The sequence below is a fragment of the Pseudoalteromonas sp. Angola-4 genome, assembly GCF_028599265.1.
GTDB classification, from domain to species: domain Bacteria; phylum Pseudomonadota; class Gammaproteobacteria; order Enterobacterales; family Alteromonadaceae; genus Pseudoalteromonas; species Pseudoalteromonas atlantica.
Genome location: NZ_JAQREK010000002.1, coordinates 218,050 through 234,638, shown reverse-complemented (window position 1 = coordinate 234,638; position 16,589 = coordinate 218,050). Strand labels below are relative to the sequence as shown.

Annotated in this window: 15 protein-coding genes; 7 read left to right on the top strand and 8 right to left on the bottom strand. The window is 40.9% G+C overall.

The window, feature by feature from the left end:
- Positions 1 to 42: 42 nt before the first annotated feature.
- Positions 43 to 408 (bottom strand): DUF3718 domain-containing protein, encoded by a 366-nt coding sequence (locus PSH48_RS03485; protein WP_054982616.1) that lies wholly within the window; start codon positions 406 to 408, stop codon positions 43 to 45.
- A gap of 250 nt (positions 409 to 658) precedes the next feature.
- Between PSH48_RS03485 and PSH48_RS03480 the strand changes: the two genes are divergently transcribed.
- From PSH48_RS03480 to PSH48_RS03470, 3 genes are all read left to right on the top strand, one after another.
- The gene (locus tag PSH48_RS03480) at positions 659 to 1,444 is read left to right on the top strand and encodes a hypothetical protein (protein ID WP_273610909.1); all 786 of its coding nucleotides are present in this window, start codon (positions 659 to 661) and stop codon (positions 1,442 to 1,444) included.
- 100 nt (positions 1,445 to 1,544) lie between these two features.
- Positions 1,545 to 2,927, top strand: a complete 1,383-nt coding sequence (locus tag PSH48_RS03475) for an amidohydrolase (protein ID WP_273609225.1) — start codon at positions 1,545 to 1,547, stop codon at positions 2,925 to 2,927.
- A 10-nt stretch (positions 2,928 to 2,937) separates the two neighbouring features.
- On the top strand, positions 2,938 to 4,182 hold the full coding sequence (locus tag PSH48_RS03470) for an amidohydrolase family protein (protein ID WP_096041612.1): 1,245 nt from the start codon (positions 2,938 to 2,940) through the stop codon (positions 4,180 to 4,182).
- 144 nt (positions 4,183 to 4,326) lie between these two features.
- On the opposite strand, the gene PSH48_RS03465 is transcribed toward PSH48_RS03470, so the two are convergent.
- Positions 4,327 to 6,549, bottom strand: a complete 2,223-nt coding sequence (locus PSH48_RS03465) for an NADP-dependent isocitrate dehydrogenase (RefSeq protein WP_273610908.1) — start codon at positions 6,547 to 6,549, stop codon at positions 4,327 to 4,329.
- Between the two features lie 449 nt (positions 6,550 to 6,998).
- Positions 6,999 to 7,217: a cold shock domain-containing protein CspD gene (gene cspD / locus PSH48_RS03460; RefSeq protein ID WP_004586755.1), complete on the bottom strand. Its 219-nt coding sequence runs from the start codon at positions 7,215 to 7,217 to the stop codon at positions 6,999 to 7,001.
- A 209-nt stretch (positions 7,218 to 7,426) separates the two neighbouring features.
- Between cspD and clpS the strand changes: the two genes are divergently transcribed.
- A complete protein-coding gene (clpS, locus tag PSH48_RS03455) occupies positions 7,427 to 7,735 on the top strand; it encodes an ATP-dependent Clp protease adapter ClpS (RefSeq protein WP_004586754.1) in 309 nt (102 codons plus the stop codon).
- Positions 7,736 to 7,803: 68 nt separating this feature from the next.
- The gene (clpA, locus tag PSH48_RS03450) at positions 7,804 to 10,065 is read left to right on the top strand and encodes an ATP-dependent Clp protease ATP-binding subunit ClpA (RefSeq protein WP_004586753.1); all 2,262 of its coding nucleotides are present in this window, start codon (positions 7,804 to 7,806) and stop codon (positions 10,063 to 10,065) included.
- Positions 10,066 to 10,296: 231 nt separating this feature from the next.
- On the opposite strand, the gene infA is transcribed toward clpA, so the two are convergent.
- The 4 genes from infA to trxB form a co-directional block, all read right to left on the bottom strand.
- Positions 10,297 to 10,515, bottom strand: a complete 219-nt coding sequence (gene infA / locus PSH48_RS03445; protein ID WP_002962494.1) for a translation initiation factor IF-1 — start codon at positions 10,513 to 10,515, stop codon at positions 10,297 to 10,299.
- A gap of 90 nt (positions 10,516 to 10,605) precedes the next feature.
- Positions 10,606 to 11,310, bottom strand: a complete 705-nt coding sequence (locus PSH48_RS03440) for an arginyltransferase (RefSeq protein ID WP_273610907.1) — start codon at positions 11,308 to 11,310, stop codon at positions 10,606 to 10,608.
- Complete coding sequence (gene aat, locus PSH48_RS03435) at positions 11,303 to 12,019, bottom strand: leucyl/phenylalanyl-tRNA--protein transferase (protein WP_138579863.1); 717 nt, start codon at positions 12,017 to 12,019, stop codon at positions 11,303 to 11,305. Before aat ends, PSH48_RS03440 begins: the two co-directional genes overlap by 8 nt.
- A gap of 93 nt (positions 12,020 to 12,112) precedes the next feature.
- Complete coding sequence (gene trxB / locus PSH48_RS03430; protein ID WP_024033489.1) at positions 12,113 to 13,063, bottom strand: thioredoxin-disulfide reductase; 951 nt, start codon at positions 13,061 to 13,063, stop codon at positions 12,113 to 12,115.
- A 287-nt stretch (positions 13,064 to 13,350) separates the two neighbouring features.
- Between trxB and pssA the strand changes: the two genes are divergently transcribed.
- The gene (gene pssA / locus PSH48_RS03425) at positions 13,351 to 14,676 is read left to right on the top strand and encodes a CDP-diacylglycerol--serine O-phosphatidyltransferase (RefSeq protein ID WP_024033490.1); all 1,326 of its coding nucleotides are present in this window, start codon (positions 13,351 to 13,353) and stop codon (positions 14,674 to 14,676) included.
- A gap of 115 nt (positions 14,677 to 14,791) precedes the next feature.
- Here the strand turns inward: pssA and ald are convergent, their stop codons facing one another.
- On the bottom strand, positions 14,792 to 15,913 hold the full coding sequence (gene ald / locus PSH48_RS03420; RefSeq protein ID WP_273610906.1) for an alanine dehydrogenase: 1,122 nt from the start codon (positions 15,911 to 15,913) through the stop codon (positions 14,792 to 14,794).
- Between the two features lie 142 nt (positions 15,914 to 16,055).
- On the opposite strand from ald, the gene lrp reads away from it, so the two are divergent.
- Positions 16,056 to 16,535 carry a leucine-responsive transcriptional regulator Lrp gene (lrp, locus tag PSH48_RS03415; protein WP_004586747.1) on the top strand — a complete coding sequence of 160 codons (480 nt, stop codon included), beginning with the start codon at positions 16,056 to 16,058 and terminating at the stop codon, positions 16,533 to 16,535.
- Positions 16,536 to 16,589: the final 54 nt, after the last annotated feature.

Genomic DNA, 16,589 nt, shown 5'->3' with positions numbered 1-16,589 from the left:
AGCCTGCTTACAAAGCAGGCTTAATTTTGTGTTAACGCCATACTATTTTGGCCCTGTGATGATTACTTTTTCTGGGTTGTACGATTTAGCTAAGTCTTTAATTGATGTGCGAGTACTGGTATCAATATTTAAATAATTTGCGCTTTTATCAAGATTATACAAAGTAACAAAGTCGCCCATTGATAAGTTATTACAGTGCAGCTTTTTGCTCATTACCGCTTTGCTTATATTTAAATCCCGTGACGCTTTACGTACTACGTACGATTTATTAGCTGCAACAGCCATACAAGCCTGTGTACCTGGCGATGAATCGGCCGCGACAAATTGGGTGGCTAATGCTGGTTTTGCAATTAGTAAAGTTGCGCCTAGTACCATTGTTGTGCATAAAGTAGCTTTTAACGTGTTCATAATTAGTCCTCATTGTTTGTGGTTCAGCTTTATTATTGAGCGATTCAAACTAAAAAGCTGTTAACCAAACGCAACAAGGTGTAAGCAGGTATGTTTAAAAATACACACTTAAGCTAGGTGACTGAATTTAAGCCCTAATAAATGTGTTTTTTGACACACTTAGGCAAAATTATTTTATAGCTACTGACATATTTTCTCAGCCTGCTATTATCGCCCCCATTATTTACGCGCTTAATTTTTAGGAGAACCAGTGAGGAAAACGTTAGCCAGCTATTACCAGCAAGCGTATGCCTGCGAACACAAGCATTTTAACCAATGTTTTTATTGTGGATGCGAAGCCACAGAGCGCGATCATTGCCCGCCGTTACATATGCTACAGAGCATTATTGATTTAGGCGAAGAGGCTGACTTTGTCTCTATTGCCGCGTGTTATGAGTGCCATGCCTTATTGCATAATGAAAGGCTAATGACGATAGATGAGCGTTTTACAAAACTTAAAAAAAAGCTCTCTAATAAGTACGCTAAGGCGCTGCGTGTTTATAACATGTGGGAAGAAAACGAATTAAGCGAAATGAGTGACGAATTTGCGCATAGCATTCAAGCGGGTATGAAATTAGGTAAAGAGGCATCTGAGCGTTTAGCGTTTACAGGCTTTACATATGCCACCGAAGAAGCCCGCGTGACCGTACGCGAAAAAACCAAAGAGTTTGATGTAGAAGGGAGCGTTTTTACCGACTTTAAAGAGGCATTAAATTACTGTATTAACGTACTTAAAGTTCAAAAAAGTGACTTTTATAAAATATTGGTAGAGGATTATAACGGCGACTTTAATAGAGCACTTAGCCAGTATCGTCATCGCCATGATAAAGTAACAGCAGCAAGCGATGGCAATACATTAATTAAGGATTTTGCTAAGCAACATAAGCAAAACTCAGACTTTGTAACTCGCACAGTAAAACACTTTATAAACAAAGACCCATCGCTTACAACCGCAGGCGCACTTGAAAAGCTGTATAACAATTATATAAAAAAATAATTACAGCCGTTTAACTCATTTAATCGCTTTTTTACCTGTTTTTTTAGCTTTATTACGCCGCTTTAGCTAAAGTAGCAAAAAAACAGGAGAACCTAACAACATGCAAAAATTTGCTCCCTCATTGTTAGCAGTTGGTTTAGCTGCTGCCCTTGTTGGTTGCCAAGAAAACGGCCCACAAGATGCAAAAATCACCATTAATAAAAACCCATACCCAAGCACCTACACACCGCTTGCAAGTAAAAGCACATTAATTACCAATGCAACAGTACTAACTGGCACTGGCGAGCGCTTAGATGACGCCGATGTGTTACTTGTTGATGGTAAAGTACAACAAGTAGGTAAAGACTTATCGGCCAATGCAGATGCAACCATTGATGCACAGGGCAAATGGGTTACCCCAGGTATTATTGACGTACACTCTCACTTAGGTGCTTACCCAAGCCCATCGGTTGAGTCTCATCAAGATGGAAACGAAATGACCAGCCCAAATACTGCTGAGGTGTGGGTAGAGCATTCTGTATGGCCTCAAGATCCTGGCTTTAACCGCGCGCGCGAAGGCGGTATTACTTCACTACAAATTTTACCAGGCTCAGCTAACTTATTTGGTGGCCGTGGCGTAACACTTAAAAACATTCCTGCGCATACCATGCAAGCAATGAAATTTCCTGATGCGCCTAATGGCTTAAAAATGGCCTGTGGTGAAAACCCAAAACGGGTATATGGTCGCCAAGGTACTTTGCCTTCAACCCGTATGGGTAACATGGCCGGTTACCGTATGGCATGGGCAGAAACACAAGAGTACAAACGTGCATGGGATAAGTACGACGCTGATTATGAAGCAGGTTTAAACCCAGAAGCACCAGTTCGCGATATTAAGCACGATACTCTTCGCGCGGTAATTGAAGGTGAAGTGTTAATTCATAATCACTGTTATAAAGCTGAAGAAATGGCGATGATGATCGACCTTTCAAAAGAATTTGGCTATCACGCAGGTACGTTCCATCACGGTGTAGAAGCTTATAAAATTGCAGATTTATTGGCTGAAAATGGCTCGTGTGCTGCACTTTGGCCAGATTGGTGGGGCTTTAAAATGGAAGCCTACGACATGGTTCAAGAAAACGTAGCTATTGTTGATGCGGTAAAAAATTCGTGCGCCATTGTGCATTCTGACTCAGACACCACTATTCAGCGCTTAAACCAAGAAGCGGGTAAAGTAATGTACCGTGCAAACGAAAATGGCTTTGATATTTCGGAGCAGCACGCGATTAAGTGGATCACCTCAAACGCGGCTAAATCATTAGGTATTGAAGATAAAACTGGTTCGCTTGAAGCAGGTAAGCAAGGCGATGTGGTTATTTGGAACCAAAACCCATTTAGCGTTTACGCAAAAGCTGAACAAGTATTTATTGATGGCGCAAAAGTTTACGATAGAAACGATAGCGCATTTCAAGCACAAAGTGATTTTATGTTAGGCCAACAATAAGGAGCCCAGAATGAAAAATTTATCACGTTCGTTTTCGCTATCTCTGGTTGCTGCCGGACTATTAGCCTCAGGTGCAGCCAATGCACAATCGCTTGCAATTATTAATGCCACGCTGCATACGGCAACCGAGCAAGGCGTTTTAGAAAACGCCAGCATTGTTATGGATAACGGTAAAATTACCGCTATTAATCCACAGCAAGTACAAGCAGATAAAGTTATTGATGCAAATGGGCAAATTGTAACCCCAGGTTTTATTGCTAGCATTAATCAACTTGGCTTAGTGGAAGTAAGTGCAGTTGCAGGCTCACGCGATGCAGGCGAAGAAAAAGCAGGCATTGATTTTGATGTAAGCCTTGCTTATAACGCTCACTCAAGCCTTATCCCGTATGCACGTAAAGGCGGTGTAACCCGCGATGTAATTACCCCGCATGGTGGCGATAGTATTTTTTCGGGCTTAGCAAGCGTTGTTGATTTAAGCGGTGATTTACAAGGCGACATACAAAAACAAGCTGCATTAGTGGTTTATTTAGGTGAGCGCAGTAAGGGCTCGCGCGCATTTACATTGCAAACGCTAATTAATAAGCTTGAAGAGCACCAAACAAAAGCAGCTAAAAAGCCTAAAAAAGACGACGACAGCACCCCAAGTACTGAAGATAAAGTAATGGTTAAAGTACTTAGCGGCGATATGCCACTTGTAGTGGGTGTATCTCGTGCGGCTGATATTATTGAGCTACTTAAAGTTAAAGAGCAATTTGGTATTAATTTAGTACTCAATGGCGCACAAGATGCCGTTGTTGTTAAAGAGCAGATTGCTAAAGCGCAAGTACCAGTAATTATGAGTGCTATGGATAGCTTACCTTCAAGCTTTGACTCTTTACATGCCAGTTTAGATAACGCAGCCGCGCTTGAAAAAGCTGGGGTAAAAGTTATTTTAACAGTGGGCGGCGATGCCAGTCATAATATTTATCAACTTCGATTTGATGCAGGCAATGCCGTATCATATGGAATGAGCCAACAAGGTGCATTAGAGGCCGTTACATCTAATGTGGCGAGCGTGTTTAATATTAACGCCGGCAGTATTGAAGTTGGTAAAGCCGCTGATGTAGTAATGTGGAGCAACGACCCGTTTGAGCTAAGCTCGCACGTTAGTAAAATGATTATTAACGGTGAAGAAGTATCTACGCAGTCGCGCCAAGATAAACTGCGTGAGCGCTATACCACTGAATCATCTATGCCGCGTGCATATACAAAATAATTAATATAGCTTTAATTATCCAAAATTCAGGTTAATTATTAAGGCCGCTACTTTAAAGTTAAAGTAGCGGCCTTTTTATATAAAATAAAGACACAAAAAAACCGCTTACTTTAAACGTAAGCGGTTTTTTAATTTAATCTAAAATTATACTAATTTAGATAAAATTTCGTTAAACGTTGCACTTGGGCGCATTGCTTTAAACGCTGCATCATCGTTTGGTTGGAAGTAACCACCAATATCCATTGAAGGACCTTGCGCATCGTTAAGCTCGCTTACGATTTGATCTTTTTGCGTTTCTAAATCGCTCGCAATTTGTGTAAATTGCGCTTTAAGCTCGCTGTCTTCGTCTTGCTTAGCCAGCTCTTGTGCCCAGAATAAAGATAAGAAGAAGTGAGAACCACGGTTATCAATTTCTTTTACTTTACGTGAAGGCGACTTGTTTTCAGCTAAGAACGTACCTGTTGCTTTATCTAGCGTATCAGCAAGTACTTGTGCTTTTTTGTTGCCTGTATTCACGCTTAGGTGCTCAAGCGAAGCCGCTAGTGCTAAAAACTCGCCTAACGAATCCCAACGTAAGTGGTTTTCTTTTTCGAACTGTTGAACATGCTTAGGTGCTGAACCACCTGCGCCAGTTTCAAATAAGCCACCACCGTTCATTAGTGGCACAATAGAAAGCATTTTAGCACTGGTACCCAGCTCTAAAATTGGGAATAAATCTGTTAGGTAGTCACGTAATACGTTACCCGTTACAGAGATAGTGTCTTTACCTTCTTTAATACGCGCTAATGAGAATAAAGTTGCTTCAAGCGGTGCTAAAATTTGAATGTCTAGGCCATCAGTATCGTGATCTGGTAAGTATTTGTTTACCTTTTTAATAAGCTCTGCATCGTGAGCACGGTTTTCATCTAACCAGAAAATAGCAGGTACGCCCGTCGCACGTGCGCGGTTTACAGCAAGCTTAACCCAATCTTGGATTGGTGCGTCTTTAACCTGACACATTCTCCAAATATCGCCTTGCTCAACAGTGTGCTCAAGTAATGTTGTGCCATTTGCATCAACAACACGAATAGAACCATCCGCTTTTGCTTCAAACGTTTTATCGTGAGAACCGTATTCTTCTGCTTTTTGAGCCATTAGGCCTACGTTTGGTACGCTACCCATAGTGGTAGGATCGAACGCGCCGTTTTCTTTACAAAAATCAATTGTAGCTTGGTAAACGCTTGAGTAGCTACGATCTGGGATCACAAAGCTAGTGTCTTGTAGTTTACCGTCGTTGTTCCACATTTGACCGCTTGAACGAATGGCAGCAGGCATAGACGCATCAATGATCACATCGCTTGGAACGTGTAAGTTAGTAATACCACGGTCAGAATCAACCATTGCAATAGCAGGACGCTCAGCGTAAACCGCTTGAATGTCTGCTTCAATTTCTTCGCGCTTAGCATCATCTAATGTTTGAATTTTAGAATAAACGTCGCCTAAACCGTTATTTACATCAACACCTAGCTCTTCAAAAAGCTCGCCGTGTTTAGCAAATACGTCTTTGTAGAAAACTTTTACCGCATGACCAAAAATAATAGGGTCAGATACTTTCATCATTGTCGCTTTCATGTGAAGCGAAAATAATACGCCTTTTTCTTTAGCTGCATCAATTTCTGCTGCTAAAAACGCTTGTAGTTTAGCTGCGCTAATGCGCGATGCATCAATTACTTCGCCAGCAATTAGCGGTGTGCTTTGTTTAAGTACAGTCACATCACCATTAGTCGCTACGTGCTCAATACGTACATCAGTTGCTGCATCAACAGTGACAGATTGCTCAGAACCAAAGAAGTCACCTTCGCTCATGCTTGCAACGTATGATTGTGAGTCTTTGCTCCACGCACCCATTGAATGAGGGTTATTGCGTGCATATTCTTTAACAGAACCTGGTGCACGACGATCTGAATTACCTTCACGCAATACTGGGTTTACAGCACTGCCTTTAATTTTGTCGTAAGTTGCTTTAATTTTAGCTTCTTCATCATTTTTAGGCTCAGCAGGGTACTCTGGTAGTGCGTAGCCTTTTTCTTGAAGCTCTTTAATTACAGCGCGTAATTGCGGTACAGACGCACTGATATTTGGTAATTTGATGATGTTTGCTTCTGGTGTTTTTGCAAGTTCGCCAAGCTCTGCAAGCGCATCGCCGATGCGTTGCTCTTCAGTAAGGTAATCAGCGAAGTTTGCAATTACACGACCTGCTAATGAGATATCGCGAGTTTCAACTTCAACACCTGCCGCATTAGTATAGGCTTGGATAATTGGTAGCAACGAGTAGGTTGCTAGCGCCGGAGCTTCGTCCGTTTTAGTGTAGATAATTTTTGATGTCATCATCATTCCTAGATAGTAGGCCGCAGTGGCCGTATTCAACAATGCAAAGAAACTCATTAGCGCATGGTTGCGTTAACAAGCAGTTTGTTAGGTGTCGGTACTCTTAATATGCCAAAAGGCAGAATAGTCACACCTGACTAACTGATTTTTATAGGTTGCAAAGTACACGTATTTTAGCCGCGTAAAAGCATAAGCTAAAATGTAACCGCGTAATTTAGCAACAAGAGTGTAACAAGCTTGTTTAAAAAGGGCTAGCGCTTGCGCTTTTGAACAGCCTTAATTAGCAGGTAACTGTTAGAACATTGGGGTATATAAAATAAAATCAAGGAAAAGGGTTGAATTTAGCGTGTACAGGAGCAATTTAGTAATAAGAAGAGAGTTGAATGGTAAGTGGGGAATTAAGCGAGGATCTAAATTAGGTCGCTCGCTTTAGTCGAACAAATTTTTGATCACTCTAAAATGTCGCCGTTAGGCGCAATGTTTTTAGCGTGTAAGCCCTTAGGGCCTTGTTCTAGCTCGAATGTTACATCCTGACCAGCTTTAAGTGTCTTATAACCGTCCATTACAATCGTTGAGTAATGAGCGAAAATATCATTCTCGCAGCCGTCTTCTACGATGAAACCAAAACCTTTGGCGTTGTTGAACCATTTGACTTTACCACAAGCCATACTTCTACATCCTTCTATAAGTTGACTAATTTAGTTATTCTAAACCGTATAATTTGCTAGACTGACTAAGGATTAATCAATCTACTTCTGACTGTAGTTTATTTGGCCAGTCAGTCAAGTGTTTTGTGGTATTTTTTTAACATTTAATTTATTTTTTATTCAAGTTTGCTTGAGTTCTAAAGACAAGACTATATTTAATTATGAGTGGTATGAAAGATTCAGGTGTCATCGACACAGTTCGCGATAGTGAAAAGCAAAAGCTGCAGCCACCGCGAAAATACAAAGTTGTTTTAAATAACGACGACTACACGCCAATGGACTTTGTAATAGAAGTTTTAATGACGTTTTTCAATATGGATAGCGATAGAGCAACTGATGTGATGCTACAAGTTCACGAAAAAGGTAAAGGGATATGCGGTGTATTTAGCGCCGATGTAGCCCATACCAAAGCGGAACAAGTTAACCGTTATGCACGGGATAACGAGCATCCACTGCTTTGTAGTTGTGAGCAGGAATAAATACCAATTAGGTGATCAATCATCTCATTGTTGTGGTATAAAATAATTATCTCAGTAAGGGGTTGCCAATGCTAAACAAAGACTTAGAACTAACGTTAAATGCCGCGTTTCGTGAAGCGCGTACACGCCGCCATGAGTTTATGACGGTAGAACACCTTTTACTTGCGCTTTTAGATAACCCTTCAGCAGGCGAAGCGCTAAACGCCTGCGGTGTTGATATTTCTGGTTTAAAAACCGAACTATTAGAATTCATAGACGAAACCACACCTGTTATTCCAGATTTAGAAGAAGAACGCGAAACGCAACCAACACTGGGCTTTCAGCGCGTGCTTCAACGTGCGGTTTTTCATGTTCAATCATCTGGTAAAAACGAAGTTACAGGCGTTAACGTGCTCGTTGCTATTTTTTCTGAACAAGAAAGCCAAGCGGTTTATTTACTTAAGAAAAGCGATATTTCTCGCTTAGATATAGTGAATTTTATTTCTCATGGTATTTCTAAAACGGATGATGAGTTAGGAGATGACACTGACGATATTCATGAAGAAGTACAAGAGGTTCAAAACGAAGAGGCAAGTAAGTTAGATAGCTTTACCACTAATTTAAATGCCCAAGCCAAAGACGGTAACATTGACCCATTAGTAGGGCGCGACAGCGAAGTAGAGCGCACCGTGCAGGTTTTATGTCGCCGTAAAAAGAATAACCCACTGCTCGTTGGTGAAGCTGGGGTAGGTAAAACGGCTATTGCAGAGGGCCTTGCGTACCGCATTGTTAATGAACAAGTGCCTGAAGTAATTGCCGATGCTGTTGTTTACTCGCTTGATATGGGCGCATTGCTTGCCGGTACTAAGTACCGCGGCGACTTTGAAAAACGCTTTAAGAGCTTATTAAAAGAGTTACAAGCAAAACCTAACTCAATTTTATTTATTGATGAAATACACACTATTATTGGTGCAGGCGCTGCATCGGGTGGTGTTATGGATGCCTCTAACTTACTTAAACCGCTGCTTTCAAGCGGGCAGTTACGTTGTATGGGCTCAACCACTTACAATGAATACAAAAATATTTTTGAAAAAGACCGTGCGTTAGTACGCCGTTTCCAAAAAATTGATGTACTTGAACCAAGCGTGGCCGATACCACTAAAATTTTAAATGGTTTAAAAGAGCGTTACGAAGAACACCATGGTATTCGTTACACGCAAAAAGCATTAAAAGCAGCTGCAGAGCTAAGTGCTAAATACATTAATGAGCGTCACTTACCTGATAAAGCCATTGATGTAATAGATGAAGCCGGTGCCAACCAGCGTTTGCAGCCAAGCTCTAAACGCAAAAAAACCATTGGTGTATCAGATATTGAATCGATTATTGCTAAAATGGCGCGTATCCCAGCTCAAAGTGTGTCATCGACCGATAAAGAAACGCTTAAAAATCTTGATCGTAATCTTAAAATGTTAGTGTTTGGGCAAGATCAGTCTATCGACGCGCTAACATCTGCGATTCGTTTATCTCGCTCGGGGCTTGCAAACGAAGATAAGCCAGTGGGCTCGTTCTTATTTGCGGGGCCAACGGGTGTAGGTAAAACCGAGGTTACTAAACAGCTTGCTAAATGTATGGGCGTTGAGTTTATCCGCTTTGATATGTCAGAGTATGTTGAGCGCCATGCAGTAAGCCGTTTAATTGGTGCGCCTCCTGGGTATGTTGGTTTTGAACAAGGTGGTTTACTTACCGAAGCCGTTATTAAAAACCCGCATGCTGTTGTATTATTGGATGAAATTGAAAAAGCCCATCCAGATATTTACAACATATTACTGCAAGTAATGGATCACGGTACGTTAACCGATAACAATGGTCGTAAAGCCGACTTTAGAAACGTGGTGGTGGTTATGACAACCAATGCCGGCGTGCAAGAAACCACACGTAAATCGATTGGCTTTACCGAGCAAGATCATACGCACGATGCAATGAGTGAAATTAACAAGGTATTTTCACCTGAGTTTAGAAACCGCTTAGATAATATTATTTGGTTTAACCACCTTGAAAAAGACGTTATCTTGCAAGTGGTCGATAAATTTGTAGTTGAGCTGCAAGCACAATTAGATAAGAAGTCAGTTAACCTTGAGCTGACCTCTAAGGCCCGAGAGTGGTTAGCAGATAAAGGCTACGATAAAGCAATGGGTGCACGTCCAATGGCACGTGTTATTCAAGATGAGCTTAAAAAGCCATTGGCTAACGAAATACTCTTTGGTGAACTGGTTGATGGCGGTACTGTTAAAGTATCAGTTAAAGATAAGAAAATTAACTTTGACTATGAAAGTAATTTAACACCCGCTTAAATAAGTGTATTCACTTATCATACCAATCCGCAAATTAAGCGAATGGGTATAAAAACTAGCCTGCGCGATACGCGTGGGCTTTTTTGTGCTTTTTTATAGGCAACAAAAAACCCAGCAAAAGCTGGGTTTTTTGTTTATTAAATGTAATTGCTAGTCAGTACCATCAATTACATTTAATAAACGCTTTAAGCTAGTTATTCACTAGCCAAAAACTAAATCTCGTTTACGCACTTAGCGAGCACGGAATACGATACGTCCTTTCGATAAATCGTAAGGAGTCATTTCTACCGTTACTTTATCGCCGGTTAAAATACGGATATAGTTTTTGCGCATTTTACCTGAAATATGAGCCACAACTACGTGACCATTTTCTAGCTCAACTCGGAACATTGTATTTGGTAAAGTATCAAGGACTGTCCCTTGCATTTCGATTACGTCTTCTTTCGCCATGTTTAGCGTAACACCTCTTTAATAGTTAAACGCTGCAGATTTTGCCCAAAATACGCCAATAAGTAAAGGCGCAGCGGGCATTTTTGCAAATTAAATAGCCAACCACTGGTCATTAACGTGTTTTTGCGCGGGTAAAAACTGAGTTTTGTATTTCATTTTGGTGCATTCATCGATTTGGTAGCCCAAATACACAAATTCTTTATTTTGCTGTTTGGCAAATTCGAGCTGCTGTAAAATCATCACAGTCCCTAAACTGTAGTGCTCAAAGTCGGGATCGAAAAACGTATAAATAGCCGAGACAGCGTTATCCATGCAATCTGTTACGGCCACTGCAACTAAAGTGTCTTGATGCCAAAGCTCAATAAACGTTATTTCTAACCAGCTACAAAATAAAAAACTTTGAAACTGTTCTAAGTTAGGCGGAAACATAGTGCCATCGCTGTGGCGCATTGAAATGTATTTACTATAAAGTGGATAATATTCTTCGCGCTTAGCGCGTGTGTATCTTACTTCAAAGTTTGCTTTTACTTTATTTAGTTTTCTTTTTTGTGACTTTGAAGGGGTAAACTCTTGGGCTAACACGCGCACCGAGTTACAGGCGCTACACGAAGGGCAGTGCGGTCGATAAATTTGGTTACCACTGCGCCTAAAACCGAGCGATAAAAGCATCTCAAATTTATGCGTGCTGTAACAGGTTGGGTCAAGTATTACCAATAATTGCTCTTGCCTGTCAGGTAAATAGCTACAAGCAAACTCTTGGCTAAGACCAACGCGTGCAGGAATGTGTTCACTCATAAATTGCTGTTAACTCCTGTGGTTGCCACATGGTTGAGTTGAGGGTGTAAGCATTTGCTCGTTTAAGTTTAGTCAAAAATTCTGAGCGAGGGATCACTTTTGCGCCTAAAGAGGTTAAATATGGGTTTTCTAGTTGGCAGTCAATAAAATGTGCGTTATGGCGTTTTAACCAATTAACTAACGCCCACATGGCCAGTTTTGAGCAATTAGTTTGATGATGAAACATCGACTCGCCACAAAAAACGCCATTTTGCATAATGCCATACAGCCCACCGGCAAGTTCGCCGTTTTGCCATACTTCAACACTATGCGCAATATTAGCGTCATGTGCAGCAATATAAGCGCTTAACATATCGTTTGTTATCCATGTGCCTTCGGTGTCTATACGTTGCTCACAGCACGCTTCTATCACCTCAGCAAAAGCATTGTTAACAGTTACTTTAACAGGGTGCTTTTTTAAATGTTTACGCAAGCTTTTACTTATATGAAAGTCATTTAGCTCTACAATGCCGCGTTCACTTGGCGACCACCACATAATGGGCTCACCTTCGCTAAACCACGGGAAAATACCCATTTTATAGGCATTACTTAAGCGCTTTACAGATAAATCGCCGCCTATGGCAAGCAGTCCATCGGGGGAGGTAAGTGCATATTCGGGATTTGGAAATGCTATATCGGTTTCACTTAGTTGGTATAGCTGGTTTCTCATAGAGGGCTTAACTTATTAATTATCATAAAAGTGTAACTATATTTTAGGCATAAAAAAAGGCTGAACTAACAGCCTTTATTAATTTTGTAGCGTTTATAGGTTATCTAAGAAACGCTCTGCATCTAGGGCTGCCATACAGCCTGTACCTGCAGACGTAATTGCTTGACGGTAAATATGATCAGACACATCACCTGCGGCAAATACGCCAGGTACGCTTGTTTGTGTAGCGTTACCGTTAAGACCAGACTCAACCACTAAATAGCCGTCTTTCATTTCTAGTTGGCCTTCAAACATGTCGGTGTTTGGCTTATGGCCGATAGCAATAAACACACCCGCTAAATCAAGCTCTTCGGTAGCATCAGATTGTGTATCTTTAATGCGTACACCAGTTACACCCATGTCATCACCAAGTACTTCGTCTAGCGTACGGTTGTAGTGCATTACTACGTTACCATTTTGCGCTTTTTCGTTAAGGCGATCAGCAAGAATTTTTTCACTGCGGAAGCTATCACGACGGTGAATAACGTGTACTTCATCCGCAATGTTAGATAAGTAAAGTGCTTCTTCTACAGCAGTGTTACCACCACCTACAACGGCAACTTTACGCCCTTTATAGAAAAAACCATCACATGTAGCACATGCAGATACACCACGACCTTGAAAATTAGTTTCAGACTCTAAGCCTAAGTATTTAGCCGATGCACCAGTGGCAATAATTAATGCATCACATGTGTAAGTACCTTGGTCGCCAGTAAGCGTGAACGGGCGCTTAGACACATCTACTTTATTAATGTGGTCAAACACAATTTCCGTTTCAAAGCGCTCAGCGTGCTCTTTCATACGGTCCATTAATGCAGGGCCTGTTAAACCGTGCGCATCGCCTGGCCAGTTTTCAACTTCAGTCGTGGTCGTTAATTGGCCACCTTGTTGAATGCCGGTAATTAAAACGGGGTTTAAATTTGCACGTGCTGCGTATACTGCGGCAGTGTAACCCGCAGGGCCAGAGCCTAAAATTAGTAACTTAGAGTGTTTTGCTTCAGTCATGATCTTTTCCTAAACGTTTAATACTGAACTTAATGGCTTCGATTCTAAGAAAAACAAGGCACAAGTAAACAAATTATGTGAATATTTTTTTCTGACAAAATTAAAAGCTGTGCAATATTATGTACTGACTTTGTCTTGAACGATAAAAAAGCCCGCGTAAAGGCTAAAAAACAAACAGATGAGCAACAAAGCTTCGTTAATTCATGACCCGTTAGTATTTTTTTGATATGTTTTACCTAATTTTATTTGTCACTGATAGATTATGTGACCTTAGTGAATAGGCAACTATGTTATTTTGGCAGGAAAAACCCGCATTTGGGTTGACTTCAAAAGACGTTAACGTCTTAACCAACGCACAAGAGTACCGTACGCAATTGCTACGTTTAATTAGCAATGCAAAAAAAAGAATCTACATTACGGCACTTTATTTACAAGATGACGAAGCAGGGCGCGAAATACTTGAAGCGCTGCATTGTGTGTCGTTGGCAAACCCCAACCTTGAAATAAAAGTGTTGGTTGATTTTCATCGTGCTCAACGTGGTCTTATTGGTGCAAAAAAATCAGACGGTAACGCAAGTTTATATTGTGACTATTTAGAAAAATTTAAATCAAACGTACAAGTTTACGGTGTACCGGTTAAAGCCAAAGAGTTGTTTGGTGTGTTACACCTTAAAGGTTTTGTTGTAGATGATACTTTATTATACAGCGGCGCCAGCTTAAATAACGTGTACTTACAATACAACGAACGCTACAGGCTCGACCGTTACTTTTTAGTTGACCAAGCAGCACTGTGCGACTCTGTGGTTGATTTTATTGAGTCTAAGCTAATAGGCTCGCAAGCCGTGCCACGTATTGATACACGCCCGCTTAAGCGCTTAATAGACTTTAAATTTGAACAAAAGCAATTAATGCGCGAGCTAAAGTCGGCCAGTTATGCAAACCCAACTACGCCCAATACCGACCCACTCGGTGTGCGTTTGTTTTTAGGTTTAGGGCGTCGTAATAATAGCCTTAACCGATTAATTAAAAACTTGTTTGATACCACAGAGCAAGAGCTTGTACTTTACACACCGTATTTTAATTTTCCGGCGCCGCTTATGCGCTCACTACGTCGATTATTAAAACAAGGTAAGCAAGTAACCATTGTAGTAGGTGATAAAACCGCGAACGATTTTTATCTGCCGCCAAGTGAGCCGTTTAGTAAAATTGGTGCACTCCCGTATTTATACGAAACTATTTTGCATAAATTTGTAAAATCGCAAAAGCGCCATATAGATAACGGCAATTTAAACGTGTATTTGTGGAAGCACGAGAGTAACTCGTTTCACTTAAAAGGTATTTGCGCCGACCGACAACGCCACTTATTAAGCGGCCATAACCTTAATCCGCGAGCATGGGGCCTTGATATCGAAAACGGTATTTTAATTGAAGACCCACAGCAAAGTATTATGCAAGCCATAGATAACGAAAAGCAGGAAATTTTAAAACACTGCCGCCGTTTAACTGGGCCAAATGATTTAGAAACAGTAGAAAATTACCCGCAACCGGTTAAAAAGCTGCTTGGTCAGGCTAAACGCGTAAAAGTTGATTTTATAATTAAGCGTTTTATATAAATTAATTTATATAGTCGAAATTTAGATACAAAAAAAGCAGCTATTTAGCTGCTTTTTTATTGTTTGTAGTTAGGTAACTATTTTATTTAATAACACCTAACGACTAAACGCAAAATTACGCGTTTTCTACTGCAGTACGAGGGTCAACATATTCCATATTGAACGCTTCAGCTACTTCTTTGTAAGTTACTTGGCCTTTAATTACGTTTAAGCCTTTTAAGAAGTGCGCGTCATCTAATAGTGCCTTTTTGTAACCTTTGTTTGCCAGGTTAATAATAAACGGCAATGTTGCATTGTTAAGTGCAAAGGTAGAAGTACGTGGTACTGCACCTGGCATGTTAGCAACACAGTAGTGAACAACTTCATCAACAATGTATGTAGGATCAGCGTGTGTTGTTGCTTTAGAAGTTGCAATACAACCACCTTGGTCAATAGCAACATCAACAATTGCAGAGCCTGGCTTCATTGCTTTAATGTGATCGGCTGTTACTAGTTTAGGTGCTGCAGCACCTGGAATTAGTACGCCACCAATTACTAAGTCAGCTTTTAGTACGTGTTTTTCTAGTGCGTCAGCCGTTGAGTAAATCGCTTTAACTTTGTTACCAAATTGCGCGTCTAGTGCACGAAGTACATCAATGTTGCGGTCAAGTACTACAACGTCTGCGCCCATGCCAACAGCCATTTGCGCTGCGCTACGACCCACCATGCCGCCGCCAATAACAACTACTTTAGCTGCTTCAACGCCTGGTACGCCACCAAGTAACATGCCACGGCCGTGGTTAGATTTTTCAAGCGCTTGTGCACCGGCCTGAATAGACATACGACCTGCTACTTCACTCATTGGTGCAAGAAGCGGCAAGCCGCCACGTGCATCAGTCACTGTTTCGTAAGCAATACAAATCGCTTTGCTTTTAACAAGGTCTTCAGTTTGTGGAAGATCAGGTGCAAGGTGAAGGTAAGTAAATAAAATTTGATCTTCGCGTAGCATTGCACGCTCAACAGCTTGTGGCTCTTTTACTTTTACGATCATGTCTGCTTTTGCAAAAACATCAGCTGCAGTTGCTAAAATTTCAGCGCCAGCTTGTGTGTAATCTTCGTTAGTAAAACCAATGCCCATACCTGCATCTGTTTCAACAATCACTTGGTGGCCGTGATTTACTAATTCACGAACACTCGCAGGAACCATACCTACACGGTATTCATGGTTTTTAATTTCTTTAGGTACACCAATAATCATAAAATTTGCCTTATTAAGAACGGATTAACATTTTTCACTATTATATTCATCATAAGGCAGTGTGTCTCACCTTTTTTAAAAGGCTAGGCAGTGTTATCATCTAAATAATAAAAATAAACAGAATATTAAACTAGTTGGGTGTATGCATCAGTTATTAGATAGAATTGACCGTAAAATTTTAATGGAATTACAGCACGATGGACGCCTTTCTAATGTAGAACTGGCCCGACGAGTTGGCCTGAGCGCCACGCCCTGTCTAGAGCGCGTAAAAAAGTTAGAACGTGAAGGTTATATACTTGGCTACAAAGCGGTGGTTGATCCAGCAAAGCTTGGCCAAGGCTTATCTGTGTATGTTGAGGTAACCATTACCAAAACATCGCCCGACGTATTTGATGAGTTTAGTGCGGCGGTTAAACAGCACGAAGAGATAATAGAGTGTCACTTGGTATCGGGCAATTTTGATTTTTTATTAAAAACACGCGTAAACGATATGTCAGAATACCGCGGTGTACTAGGCGACATTCTTTTAAAGCTGCCAAACGTGAGTGAAAGCCGCACCTATGTAGTAATGGAAGAAGTAAAAGGTGAAGACGGCGTAATTATTCGCCCTTACATTGCGTAAATTTAACCGCAAAAGATAAACACACTCTAATTTATAAAAACTTGTTCATAATCA